This window comes from Janthinobacterium fluminis (assembly GCF_028595325.1).
Lineage (GTDB): Bacteria > Pseudomonadota > Gammaproteobacteria > Burkholderiales > Burkholderiaceae_D > Janthinobacterium > Janthinobacterium fluminis.
In genome coordinates this window covers 969304-981575 of the sequence record NZ_JAQQXR010000001.1, presented here as the reverse complement: position 1 = coordinate 981575, position 12272 = coordinate 969304, and the positions used below count along the sequence as shown (strand labels likewise).

The 12272-nt window shown below is 65.8% G+C and carries 11 protein-coding genes; 3 read left to right on the top strand and 8 right to left on the bottom strand.

Going from position 1 to position 12272, the window contains the following annotated elements; translation table 11 throughout:
- Positions 1-19: 19 nt before the first annotated feature.
- From OIK44_RS04350 to queE, 5 genes are all read right to left on the bottom strand, one after another.
- Positions 20-2389: a TonB-dependent hemoglobin/transferrin/lactoferrin family receptor gene (locus OIK44_RS04350; RefSeq protein ID WP_273669458.1), complete on the bottom strand. Its 2370-nt coding sequence runs from the start codon at positions 2387-2389 to the stop codon at positions 20-22.
- A gap of 165 nt (positions 2390-2554) precedes the next feature.
- On the bottom strand, positions 2555-3247 hold the full coding sequence (locus OIK44_RS04345) for a TonB family protein (RefSeq protein WP_273669456.1): 693 nt from the start codon (positions 3245-3247) through the stop codon (positions 2555-2557).
- Positions 3248-3311: 64 nt separating this feature from the next.
- Complete coding sequence (gene tadA, locus OIK44_RS04340; RefSeq protein ID WP_273669455.1) at positions 3312-3809, bottom strand: tRNA adenosine(34) deaminase TadA; 498 nt, start codon at positions 3807-3809, stop codon at positions 3312-3314.
- Positions 3802-4248, bottom strand: a complete 447-nt coding sequence (gene queD / locus OIK44_RS04335) for a 6-carboxytetrahydropterin synthase QueD (RefSeq protein WP_273669454.1) — start codon at positions 4246-4248, stop codon at positions 3802-3804. Before queD ends, tadA begins: the two co-directional genes overlap by 8 nt.
- Position 4249: 1 nt before the next feature.
- Positions 4250-4885: a 7-carboxy-7-deazaguanine synthase gene (queE, locus tag OIK44_RS04330; RefSeq protein WP_273669453.1), complete on the bottom strand. Its 636-nt coding sequence runs from the start codon at positions 4883-4885 to the stop codon at positions 4250-4252.
- 285 nt (positions 4886-5170) lie between these two features.
- On the opposite strand from queE, the gene OIK44_RS04325 reads away from it, so the two are divergent.
- Complete coding sequence (locus OIK44_RS04325) at positions 5171-6109, top strand: sensor histidine kinase (protein WP_273669452.1); 939 nt, start codon at positions 5171-5173, stop codon at positions 6107-6109.
- 170 nt (positions 6110-6279) lie between these two features.
- Positions 6280-7272 (top strand): sensor domain-containing diguanylate cyclase, encoded by a 993-nt coding sequence (locus OIK44_RS04320; protein ID WP_273669451.1) that lies wholly within the window; start codon positions 6280-6282, stop codon positions 7270-7272.
- Here the strand turns inward: OIK44_RS04320 and OIK44_RS04315 are convergent, their stop codons facing one another.
- Complete coding sequence (locus OIK44_RS04315; RefSeq protein WP_273669450.1) at positions 7273-7920, bottom strand: VOC family protein; 648 nt, start codon at positions 7918-7920, stop codon at positions 7273-7275.
- A gap of 141 nt (positions 7921-8061) precedes the next feature.
- Here OIK44_RS04315 and OIK44_RS04310 point away from each other — a divergent pair, with 141 nt between their 5' ends.
- Positions 8062-10920, top strand: a complete 2859-nt coding sequence (locus tag OIK44_RS04310) for a M16 family metallopeptidase (protein WP_273669448.1) — start codon at positions 8062-8064, stop codon at positions 10918-10920.
- Between the two features lie 73 nt (positions 10921-10993).
- Here the strand turns inward: OIK44_RS04310 and OIK44_RS04305 are convergent, their stop codons facing one another.
- A complete protein-coding gene (locus OIK44_RS04305) occupies positions 10994-11248 on the bottom strand; it encodes a hypothetical protein (RefSeq protein ID WP_273669446.1) in 255 nt (84 codons plus the stop codon).
- Between the two features lie 160 nt (positions 11249-11408).
- Positions 11409-12188, bottom strand: a complete 780-nt coding sequence (locus tag OIK44_RS04300; protein WP_273669444.1) for a DNA/RNA non-specific endonuclease — start codon at positions 12186-12188, stop codon at positions 11409-11411.
- Positions 12189-12272: the final 84 nt, after the last annotated feature.

The window sequence follows — 12272 nt, the reverse complement described above, 5'->3', positions numbered from 1 at the left end:
GCGCCTCCCGAGGTGCTGCTTAGTAATTGACGCTCAGGCTAACGGCGACGTTACGTCCGGCCAGGGCCTGGCGTTCGATATCGGCGTGGCTCACCGGGCCGGTGTCCGGCGCCAGCGAGCGCGAGGAGGCGTAATCCCAGTACTTGCGGTCGCCCAGGTTGAACACGCCCAGCGTCAGTTTGGCGTTCTTGCTGATGTTCCAGTACGCCGACAGGTCCACCAGCGTATAGGCCGGCACGGCGAAATGCGCCGTCTCGAAGCCGCTGGCGACGCTGACCGGCGCCTGCTTGCCGCCGGCGCGCGTGACGATCAAGTCTGCGCCGAACAGTTGCGAAGGATGGTGCTCGTAGCCGAAGGTGAAGCTGGCCTTGTACGGCGCGGCCGAGGCCAGCGTCTCGCGCACGCCCGTCGTCGTATCCTCGCTGCTGCCGCGGGTCAGGCCGGCGGCCAGGTCGACGTGGAAGCCCAGCATGGCCGGCGCCCACGCGCCCAGCTCCATGCGCCCGCTCACTTCGCCGCCCCAGGTGCGCACCTTGCCGATGTTTTGCGCGCGGTACAGGCCGCGCGTGATGGTCGGGTAGTTGACCGGATCGTCCGGCTGCAAGGCATAGTCGATCAGATTGTTATAGGTCGTGTAGAACAAGGCGCCGCTGAAAGTCAGGCCCTTCGCCGGCGCGCCCTTCAAGCCGATCTCGAAGGCGTTGCTGGTTTCCTTGCTGAGATTGCGGTTGCCCAGCACGGCGTAACCCTGGACCGAGCCCGTGTAGCTGAACGAATCATAGGTCCCGGTGCGCTCGGCGGCCGTCGGCAGGCGGGTGCCGCGGCTGTACTGGGCGTAGGCATCCAGGCCGGGCGCCACCTCCACGGACAGGCCGACGCTCGGCGTCAGCGCGGTGTCCGACTCCTCCTTCACTTCCTTGGCGGCGTTCGGCACGGCAATAGCGTACTTGTCCAGGTTCTTCGGCTTCATCTTGCGGTACTCGGCGCGCAGGCCTGGCGTCAACGTTGCCTTATGACCGGCCAGATCGAAACTGAAATCGTCGCGCAGATGCAGGAGCACGCGCGTCGTGTCCATGTCGGCCATGCGGTTCTTCGGCGTAATCTGGTGCGCGCCCGTGGCGAGCACGGTGCGGTCTTCGCGCCACGGCCGGGTCGTCTCTGTCTGCTCCAGGCTGACGCCGTAGGCCAGCGTGTGCGCCGCACCCACCTGCTTGACGGCGTCGGCGCCGATGCCGTAGCTCTTGTTGTTGTAGCTGGTGGCGATATCGCGCAGGTAAGGCTGCTTGCCGGTGATGTAGCGCGCGTGCGTCAGATCGTCCACCTTCGCGTCCTGCACATAGACGCGGCTCGACAGCGTGTCGAACAGCGGCACACCGACCGCCGTCCAGTAGTGGCCGAGGCTGACGCGGCTGCGCTTCGTCGTCGAATTCTGCTGCGCCCCCTCGGGGTAGGAGGCGCCCTGCTTGTTATTGAACGCGCGCGCGTTCTTGCGCTTGAAGGCGTCGATGGTCAGGTCCAGCTTCTGGCCGGCGGCGAGGTCCCACAACCACTTCGACAGCACGGCGTCGGATTTCCAGTTGTCCGGGTTGCGCGGCGCGTCGCCCTTGCTGCCGCGTTCGTGGCCCTTGCGGTGCACGAACAGGGCCAGCGCGCGCAACTGGCCGAAGCGCGCCGCGCCCGTCAGCGTGTGGGCGTCGGCGCCGTCGATCGAGGTGCGGCCGAACTTGTAGCCGACATAACTATCCTTGCCCTCGACCAGATAGTCGTCCGGCGACTTGGTGACGAAGCTGACGCCGCCGCCCAGGCCGGGCGCGCCGGCGCCGGCCGCCGACGTGCCGGAATTGACGCGCACCTCGCGGAAGGTTTCCGGATCGAAGTAGTCGCGGCCCACGCCGAAGCTGTTCATCGAGTTGGCGTCCGGCTTAGGTGCCGCGTCCGGCAGCGCGATGCCGTCCACGTCCAGGCTGACGCGGTTGCCTTCGACGCCGCGGATGTTGTAGCCGGTGTTGCCGGAACCATCCCAGATCGCACCGGCGCCGCTCGCTTCGAGGGGGGCGCCGATCAGCGGCTCGTAGCGCATGATGCTGCCCATGTCGGTGGCGCCGCGGCGCGACAGCTCGTCGGCGCCGATCACGGTCTTGCTGCCGGCGCGGACCCTCTCTTGCGTGGCCTTGACGAGAACTTCAGGGAATACGGCCTGGCGCTTGGCGTCGACGGCGGCCTCGGCCGCCTGGGCATGGGCCGGCAATGGCAGCATGGGAGTGGCAAACAGCCCCAGCAGCGCGGCCCTGACGGCCAGATTCAGCAGGCGCGGCGCCGGCGCGGCCGCATGATTTACTTGATGAAAATGAAAAGGCGCGGCCGACGGCCGCAGGTGCAGTGTGCTCATGTTGATCCGGGTTAAAGAGGTAATGGCTGGCTCTGTAACCCGCCCGCGCTAGCGCGAGATGGAAGATTGCTGGCAATGCGCGCAATTTAACACGAATGATTCTCATTTGCAAACTGCGCCGGCGCAAAATCGTGGCGCGCCTGCCCGGCAAGCCCTGGCGGCGAGTTAATCGTCGATCTTCCAGGTGTACTGTAGCGGCGCCCAGTCCTCCGTCGGCTTGCCGTCCACGATCGCCGGCGTGAATACGCAATGCTGGATGCTCTGCCGCGCGGCCTCATCCAAGAGGGGAAAGCCGCTGGACTTGGTGATCTTCGACTGGCGCACCACGCCGTCTATACCGACAAGAAATAACAGGTCGACGGTTCCCTGCTGGTTGAGGCGCAATGCCTCTTCCGGCCATTCCGGCTTGAAATCGCAGGAACTCATGCTCGCCGCCACAGTCCGCTTCACCGGCTTTCGCCATTGGTAAACGTAGGGAAACCAGGCGGGCGCGGCCACCCCGTCCTTCATCGCGGGCACAAATTTACAGCCCATCATGGCGCTGCTCACCTGGCTGTCGCGGTCGGCACTGCCGCTGCTTCTGATGAGCCGCGTGCCGCCAACCTTGCCATCGGCGCCAACCAGAAGCAGCAGCGCGACCATGCCCTCGCCTGAATTGACCGGCACGGGCATGGCGCAGGTCTGCGCACTGGCCGCCAGCGCCGGCTTGGTGCTGACCTCGACGCCATCAATGGGATCAAGCGCGGCCGCGTGGACCGCCGCGCCGGCCAGGCAGCACAGCATGGCGATCAGGGGCCGCAGGCGATGAGGGTGAGCAATCTGTGTGGACGAACGATACCAAGGCGCGCGCGATGTCATATCTATTTATTAAAATGAATGGGGGCGCAACATACCACGCCAGCGCCCCGGAGCGCCAGTGTGGCTATTCCGGCAGCGCCGCGGCGCCCGCCGCCAGGCGTTGCGCCGCCTTGGCGCTGCGTCGCTCGGCGAAGAAGCGTTTCAGAAAAGCGCCGCACTCCTCGGCCATGACGGCGCCGGCGATGTCGGTCTGGTGGTTCAGTTGTTCCTGCGCGAACAGGTTGACGACGGAGCCGCAGGCCCCCGTCTTCGGGTCGCTGGCGCCGTAGACGACGCGCGACAGGCGCGCGTGCAGCATCGCGCCCGAGCACATCACGCACGGCTCCAGCGTCACGTACAGTTCGCAGCCGGGCAGCCGGTAGTTGCCGAGTTTTTCGGCGGCGGCCCGCAGCGCGACGATTTCCGCGTGCGCCGTCGGGTCGTGGCGCCCGATCGGCTGGTTATAGCCGGTGGCGATGACGACGCCGTCCTTGACCACGACGGCGCCCACCGGCACCTCACCCAGGTCCCATGCGTGCTGCGCCTGCGCCAAGGCCAGTTGCATGAAATCGGCGTCAGGCATCGGTGATCTCTGCCCAGCAGTTCGGGGTTTCGTGCAGCACCAGCTTGTGCAGGTGCAGGCCGGTGCCGAAACGGTCCTGGTACGCCGCCTTCAGGATCTCGAAGGCGATCTGCGCCAGGTTTTCGACGGTCGGGATGCGGTCGATGACGACGGTTTTGTGGTCCGGCAAGGTGGCCAGGAAGTCGCGCACGGCGTGGTCTTTCTCGTAGACGAGGAAGGCGTGGTCCCAGACGTCGACCAGGTGTTCCTTGGCCAGCGCCTTGATGTCGGAGAAGTCCATGATCATGCCGTTGTCGGAATTGCCCTCGGCCTGGATGATCTGCCCCACCAGCGTGATTTCCACCGTGTAGCGGTGGCCGTGCAGGTTGCGGCACTGGCTTTTGTGGTCGGGAATGCGGTGGCCGGCGTCGAATTCGAGCTTGCGTGTGATTGTTAACATCTTATGGTATCTGTAAAAGTTTATGGGTTTGCAGGCTCAGTTTCCACTTCGGGTTGCGCTTGCAGGTTTCGATCGCCAGGCGGGTATTCTGCTCGGCCAGCGGGCCGTCCATCGCCTGCACGAAGAAGTTGTCGAAGTCGAGGCCCTCGTAGGCGGCCAGGTCTTGCTGGAACTGGGGGATGACGACTTTGATTTCATTGCCCTTGTGGACCACCAGCTTCGCGCCCATTTTCGGGCTGACGCAAACCCAGTCGACGCCGGACGGCACCGGCAGCGTGCCGTTGGTTTCGATGGCGATTTCAAAGCCGGCGCCGTGCATCGCGGCGATCAGCGCCTCGTCCAGTTGCAGCAGCGGTTCGCCGCCCGTGAAGACGACGTATTTGCTGGCCGGGTAGCTGGCCGGCCACAGGCTGTCGATGACGGCGGCCAGGGCTTCCGGGCTGGCGAACTTGCCGCCGCGCTCGCCGTCGGTGCCGACGAAGTCCGTGTCGCAGAAGGTGCAGACGGCGGCGGCGCGGTCGCTTTCGCGGCCGCTCCACAGATTGCAGCCGGAAAAGCGGCAGAACACGGCCGGGCGACCCGCGTGGGCGCCCTCGCCCTGCAAGGTGTAAAAGATTTCTTTGATGCTGTAAGTCACTGTATTTCCTAAGAGCGGGCCCGCATGGGCGCTCGCCGGCGCGCGGCGAGGGCGGGGCGTCAACGATGACAGCCGCAAAACCCGATTGACAACCCTCTATTATATGCCGGGCCGCCGCCTCCCGTGGGAAAGCCGCCAATTTTTGATGCATACCCGCCCCAATTCCCCTAAAAAATCCGGAATATTTGAGCTTCAACAATGCGCAAGCCGCCGGCCGCGGATATGTTCATGAAAGTGATCCGTTTTCAGACTGCTCAATTCCACGTTGGGATGATGAAGAAGGCCATGAAGTTCACACCGCAACGCCTGGTCCTGGCCGCTTGCGTCGGCTGCAGCGGCGCCCTGACGGCGTCGGCCGAGCCGACGGTCCTCGGCGACACCCTCTGGCAACAACCCGGCGCGCTCGACCTGCCCGCCGTGACCGCGCTGCTGGCCCTGGGCGTCGCCGCCGCGCTATGGCGCCGGCGCCGCCGGGGCGACACCGTGGCCAGCCTGCGCCGCGACGTCGCCCGGCAACGCATGCTGCGCGTCAGCGCCGAGCGGGCCCTGCTCGACACCCAGACCAGCCTGTGCAAGCTGGCCGCCCTGCAGGACGCCATCAAGGAAAACGAGCGCCGCCGCATCGGCCGCGACATCCACGACGACCTCGGCCAGAATCTGCTGGCCATCAAAATCGACATCGCGCTGCTGCGGCGCAGCTGCGCGGCGCTGCATCCGCAATTGCACCAGAAGCTGGGCGTCGTCGCCGAGAATATCGAACTGACCATCCAGTCGCTGCGCTGCATCATCAACGACCTGCGCCCGACGGCGCTGGAGGCCGGCCTGAAGGTGGCCGTGGAACGCCAGCTCAGCGAATTTTCGCGCATCAGCGGCATCGGCTGCGAACTCGACGCCGACGGCGGCGCCCTCGACGGCGCCGCCAACGCCGAGCTCGACACGATGGTGCTGCGCGTGCTGCAGGAGTCGCTGTCGAACGTGGCCCGCCACGCCAAGGCCAGCGCCGTGCAGATCGGCCTGCACCGCAACGCCGCCGCACTGACGATGACGGTGCGCGACAACGGCGTCGGCATGCCGTCCGAACACACGCCCTGCGGCTGCGGTTTGCTGGGCATCAAAGACCGGGTCGCCGCCGCCGGCGGCCGTTTCGCCATCGACAGCCGGCCCGGCCAGGGCACCGCGCTGTCGCTGTCCATCCCGCTGGCCCTGGCCTTGCCAGCCTGCTGAGGAGGCCCGGCGGCCGCCCGTCCTAACGCAATAACCGGTGAGAATGTTGCGTAATGTCAAGCGTGCCCGCCGTCGCCGGTAGCAGAATCAAAACTTGTATCCGATAACTATTTATCATCATCAACAACAATGTCCGGCGTGCGCCACCAGCATCGGATAAGGACCCGCTCATGACCAGCCATCCCAACGTCCAGCACCTGGAGTATCCGCAGTCCGAGCAACAGCACGGCTTTGCGATCAAGATGATGGAACTGCTGGTGATCCCGACCTTCGTCCTTGACGGCAATTGCAAAGTGATCATCTGGAACCGCGCCTGCGAACGCCTGACCGGTGTCTCGGCCTACGAGGTGCTGGGCACCTCGGACCACTGGCGCAGTTTCTACAGCGAGGCGCGGCCGACGCTGGCCGACCTGGTGGTGCAGGGGCGCACGGCCGACATCCACAAGCTCTACACCCAGCACGGCCACCGCAACGACGCCGGCAACAACCTGTGCGTGGAAAACTGGTGCGACATGCCGCGCGTGGGGCGGCGCCGCTACCTGGCCGTCGACGCCAGCCCCATCTACGGCGGCGACGGCAGCATCGTCGCCGTCGTCGAAACCTTGCGCGACATGACCGACGAGAAGCGGGCCCAGATCGCGCTGGAGCAACTGGCCACGCGCGACGGCCTGACCAGCCTGGCCAACCGGCGCTGCTTCGACGACACCCTGCGCGCCGAGTGGCAGCGCGCCCTGCGCCAGCAGCAGGCGCTGTCGCTGCTGATGGTCGACGTCGACAATTTCAAGGAGTACAACGACGCCCACGGCCACCTGGGCGGCGACGAATGCCTGCAGCGCATCGCCGGCGCCGTCGCCAGCGAAATGCGCGCCAACGACCTGGTGGCGCGCTACGGCGGCGAGGAGTTCGCCGTGATCCTGCCGAACCAGTCGCTGAAGGGCGCCGCCATCGTGGCCGAGCGCATCCGCAGCCGCGTCGAGCAGCTGCAACTGCCCAAGCGCAAGCAGGGACGCGACTACGTCACCGTCAGCATCGGCGCCGCCACCGCCCTGCCCTCGCCCGCTTCGTCGCCCAGCCAGTTGGTGGCGACGGCCGACACGGCGCTCTACCGCGCCAAGCACATGGGCCGCAACCGCATCAGCCTGCCCGACACCGACACCATCTAGTCAATCAGGGCCGCCCAGGCGGCGCACGCCGGCCGGCGTGCGGATAAGGGCAAGCAGGTAAGGCTGCGCGCCGGCCTCAAGCTGCGCCACCCGCACCGGCCCGGCGCAGGCCAGGCCGGCCAGCATGGCGCGCAGCCGCCCGGCGTCCGGGTGGCACACCTCCAGGCCCAGCAGCGAGCAGCCCAGGTCCGGCATGGCGGCCGCCGGATGGGCCGCCACATCCCATTCGATCAAGGCCGGCGCGGCGCCATCGAGCGCCAGCCGGCCGTCCGGCGGAATCGTGATGCGCCAGCTCAGCGCCCCGCGCGTCATCGGCTCGACGGCGCCGGGCGCGAACGCGCAGGCCGCCGCCGCGGCGTCGATGGCGGCGACGCGCACCACCCAGGTCGCCAAACGCGGCCGGCAATTGTATTGCGCGTCGTCCAGCTGGAACCAGCGCGGCCGGCTCGGAGGCGCGGCGGCCGGGTCCGCCGCGATCACTTCCAAAAACAAGTCCGCACCCAGCCTGAGCAGGCGGTTGTGGGTGCCCATGCGCGGGTGCGCGCCGCCCGCCTGGGGCGCCACGCCGAGCGCCTCGCGCACATAGGCCACTCCCTCGTCCAGCGAGGGGGCCGTCACGGTGATGTGGTCGATATAACCGGGAGTCATGCGCCATGATATGCTATTTTCAACAACATTCCGGGCGCCGCGCGCGCCCCGGCCGGCGCACAGATTGTCCTAGGCATTCCGGCTTGAATATTTTATGCTTCGGCCCTTGCACTTTCCCATAACAACAACGAAGGAGCTTTCGTGTCAAAACTCGTCCCCATTTTCGCCCTGGCCCTACCTTGGCTGGCCTCGTCCGCGCTGGCCGCGGACCTGCCCGCCGGCGCGGCCAAGCCGGTGCCGGCAAAAGCCGACCTGCTGCCGTTCAAGGCCACCGAAAAAACCCTTTCCAACGGCCTGAAGATCATCGTCGTGCCGACCGGCTTCCCGAATCTCGTCTCGCTGCACATCCCCGTACAGACCGGCTCGCGCAACGAGGTCGAGCCGGGCAAGTCGGGCTTCGCCCACTTCTTCGAGCACATGATGTTCCGCGGCACCAAGGCCTATCCGCCTGAAAAATACCAGGAAATCATCACCAAGGCCGGCGCGCGGCAGAACGCCTACACCAGCGACGACCTGACCAATTACCACACGACCTTCGCCAAGGACGACCTGGAAACCATGCTCAAAGTCGAGGCCGACCGCTTCCAGAGCCTGTCCTACCCGGAAGACGCGTTCAAGACCGAATCGCGCGCCGTGCTGGGCGAGTACAACAAGAACAGCGCCAACCCGGTGTCGAAGCTGTTCGAGGTGATGCGCGACGGCGCCTACCAGAAGCACACCTACAAGCACACCACGATGGGCTTCATCAAGGACATCGAGGACATGCCGAACCAGTACGCCTACTCGAAAGTGTTCTTCGACCGCTGGTATCGCCCGGAGCGCACCACCATCATCATCGCCGGCGACGTCAATCCGCAGCAGGCGGTCGCGCTGGTGGAAAAATACTGGAGCAAATGGCAGCGCGGCAGCGTCCAGGCCGCCGTGCCGGTCGAGCCGGCGCCGCAGGGCGCCATCTACAAGCATGTGCCTTGGCCGACGCCGACCCTGCCCTGGGTCACCGTGTCCTTCCGCGCGCCGGCGTTCTCCACCAAGGTCAAGGACCAGGCCGCGCTGAGCACGCTGCTGGCCCTGTCCTTCGGCCGCACCTCGCCGCTGTACAAGCGCCTGGTGCAGGACGAGCAAAAGATTGACCAGCTGTTCGACTCGACCCCGGGCCGCGTCGATCCGACGCTGGCGACCATCGGCGCCCGCGTCAAGAAACTCGACGACGCCGTCTACGTGCGCGACGCCATTATGCAAACCGTGGCCAAGCTGCGCAGCACGCCCGTCAGCGAGAAAGACCTGGCCGACGCCAAATCGGCGCAGAAATACGGCCTGATCCGCTCGCTCGACAACACCGAACAGATCGCCGGCACGCTGGTGTCCTTCGTCCACTACGAGCGCTCCTACGCCACCATCAACGAATACTACCGCCTGATCGACGCGCTGACGCCGGCCGACCTGCAGGCCGCCGCCCGCAAATACCTGGTCGACGACGGCATGGTCGTGACGACGCTGTCGAACCAGGCCATGCCCGCCGCCATCGCGGCGCTGCCGACCCTGGCCAGCTTCGAGCCGAAGCCCGGCGCCGCCAAGTTCGACGTGCTGGTGCAGGCGTCGGCGCTGCCGCAGATCCGCTTCAAGCTGGTCTTCGCGGCCGGCTCGGCGCACGACCCGGCCGGCAAGGAAGGGCTGGCGGCGCTGACGGCGGCGATGGTCGCCTCGGCCGGCTCCAGCGAACGCAAGATCGACGAAATCAGCAAATCCCTGTTCCCGCTGGCCGGCAGCTTCAGCGAGCAAACCGACAAGGAAATGACCACCTTCACCGGCGCCATCCACAAGGACAACTGGAGCCAGTTCAGCGCCATCGCCATGCCGATGCTGCTGGCGCCGGGCTTCCGCGAGGACGACTTCCGCCGCCTGAAGGACGCGCAGAAAAACGCCCTGCTGCTCGACCTGAAGGACAATAACGAGGAAGAGTTCGGCAAGGAACGCCTGCAAACCAATGTCTACGCCGGCACGCCCTACGGCCACCCGGCGCTGGGCACGCTCAAGGGCATCGAGGCGATCACCCTGGACGACGTCAAGCAATTCTGGCAAAGCGCCTACACCCAGGGCGCGGTGCGGGTCGGCATCTCCGGCGCCGTCAGCGAGGCCATGACGGACTCCCTGAAACTGGCGCTGGCCAAGCTGCCCGCCGGCGCCGGCCTGCCCGCCACGGCGGTGCCGGCCGGCCACAAGGCGGCCGGACTGGAAGTGGAAATCATCGAGAAAAACACCCGCGCGACGGCGATCTCCTTCGGCCTGCCGACGAGCGTCACGCGCTCCCATCCGGACTTCCCGGCCCTGTGGCTGGCCAAGACCTGGCTGGGCGAGCACCGCGCGTCGAACTCGCACCTGTACCAGCGCATCCGCGAAATGCGCGGCATGAACTACGGCGACTACGCCTACATCGAAGCCTTCCCGCGCGGCATGTACCAGTTCTTCCCGAGCCCGAACCTGGGCCGCAAGGCGCAACTGTTCGAAGTGTGGATCCGTCCGGTCGCGCCGGAAAACGCCCACTTCGCGCTGCGCGTCGCGCTCACCGAACTCGACAAGCTGATCGCCAACGGCCTGACGCAGGAACAATTCGAAACGACCCGTGGCTACCTGATGAAAAACGTCTTCGTGATGACGTCGACGCAAGACCAGCAACTCGGCTACGCGCTCGACTCGCAATGGTATGGCACGGCGGAATTCACACGCATGATGCGCGAAGGCTTGAGCAAACTGAGCGCGGCCGACGTCAACGCCGCCATTAAACGGCACCTGTCGGCGCAAAACCTGTCCGTCGTCATGATCGCCAAGGACGCCGCCGGCCTGAAGGACAAACTGCTGGGCGACGCCTTCTCGCCGATCAAATACGACGCCGACAAGCCGAAGCAACTGCTCGACGAAGACCAGCAAATCGGCAAACTCAAGCTCAACATCAAGCCTGAGGCGGTGACCATCACACCGGCCGCGCAAGCCTTCGCCAACTAAGCGGGGCAAGCGTCAAAAAAGGCGCTGACGGCAGGTTTGCCGCCAGCGCCTTTTTTATGGGCGGGTGCAGCGCCTACTCGAAAGGATTGGCGACCGTGCGCACGGGCGGCTTGGGCAAACTGGCCGGCAACTCCTGGCCCTCCAGCGTCGCGACGATGGCCGCCAACAACTGCTGCAACTGCTTCGCATAAGCCAGCCCGGCCTGATCGGCCGTCAAATCCACATCGCCGCTGAGCGTAATCCGGTCGAGCCGGTTCTCGACCATCAAATGGCCGACATGCACCACATCGCTCTCATTCGCATACGGAACAAACTTACGTGCACTCATCTTCTACTCCTCAAAATGTTTCAAACACCCCTGGGGTCAGGTCTAGACATGGCGGTTTTCCAGCCAAAAACCGCCATGTCTAGACCTGACCCCATTGTTGCATATGCGGCAGCTGTGGTTTTTTCGCAAAAACCGTCATGTCTAGACCTGACCCCAGCGTTTAGCGGCGCGATTTCTTTTTGGCGCGGACCGCTGGCAGGCGTAGTATGGTTTCTTTTTGGCGCGCTGTCAGCGACGGCAGCAGGTTGATGCCGATGGCGTTTTCCAGCGCCGCGACGCTCAGGATTTCGTAGTCGTCCGTGGCTTTGTTTTCGATGAAGTAGGCGGCCCCGGCGCGCTGCCGCGGACTGTAGACGACTTTGTAGATGTGGCTGGGGACGAGGACGTTGCCGATTTTTTGCAGGTTGCCGCCGATGAAGGCGGGGCCGGTGATGATGTAGAGCTCGCCCTCCTTTTGCGCCAGTTTGCGCACCGCCCCTTCGATGCCGGCCCAGACGTGGCGGTTGTTGTCGCCGTCTTGCGGCACCATGTTGGCCAGCGTGAAGCTTTCGTGCTGGCTCTGGCGGTCCGGCATGTCGCCGTTCGGCGCCATGTGGCCACGGTCGAAGCCGCTGCGCGCGTAGTCGGCCAGTTCGGCCCGCTGCGCCGCCGGCAGCGCCGCTTCGGCGTGGAAGGTATTTTCGCGCGACAGGGTTTGCGCCGCCGCGATGTTGTCGGCCGTCAGGTGTTCGGCCGACCACAGCGAGGTGCGCGTCAGGCCCGAGTGCATGATGCCGAATACGCCGTAGCACAGTTCGCGGGTCGCGTTGTTGAGTTTGGGGTTGCGGATTTCCGGCAGGCGGCCGTCGACGTAGTGGGCCGGGCAGCCGCCCGCGTGGGCGAGGTTGGCGGCCAGGGCGCCGCACGCCAGCAGCAGGCCGGCGATGGTGTGTTGAATCATGTTTCCTTCGGGTTGGGCGGTGGATGCCCGCCAGCCCGCGCGTCGGCGGTCAGGCGGCCCGGCATTCTAGCGGACCGCGGCCAT

Excerpts from the sequence above, each read along its gene's own strand:
- OIK44_RS04350 (WP_273669458.1), bottom strand. The coding sequence starts at position 2,389 with ATGAGCACACTGCACCTGCGGCCGTCGGCCGCGCCTTTTCATTTTCAT.
- OIK44_RS04345 (WP_273669456.1), bottom strand. The coding sequence starts at position 3,247 with ATGACATCGCGCGCGCCTTGGTATCGTTCGTCCACACAGATTGCTCAC.
- tadA (WP_273669455.1), bottom strand. The coding sequence starts at position 3,809 with ATGCCTGACGCCGATTTCATGCAACTGGCCTTGGCGCAGGCGCAGCAC.
- queD (WP_273669454.1), bottom strand. The coding sequence starts at position 4,248 with ATGTTAACAATCACACGCAAGCTCGAATTCGACGCCGGCCACCGCATT.
- OIK44_RS04325 (WP_273669452.1), top strand. The coding sequence starts at position 5,171 with ATGAAGTTCACACCGCAACGCCTGGTCCTGGCCGCTTGCGTCGGCTGC.
- OIK44_RS04320 (WP_273669451.1), top strand. The coding sequence starts at position 6,280 with ATGACCAGCCATCCCAACGTCCAGCACCTGGAGTATCCGCAGTCCGAG.
- OIK44_RS04315 (WP_273669450.1), bottom strand. The coding sequence starts at position 7,920 with ATGACTCCCGGTTATATCGACCACATCACCGTGACGGCCCCCTCGCTG.
- OIK44_RS04305 (WP_273669446.1), bottom strand. The coding sequence starts at position 11,248 with ATGAGTGCACGTAAGTTTGTTCCGTATGCGAATGAGAGCGATGTGGTG.
- OIK44_RS04300 (WP_273669444.1), bottom strand. The coding sequence starts at position 12,188 with ATGATTCAACACACCATCGCCGGCCTGCTGCTGGCGTGCGGCGCCCTG.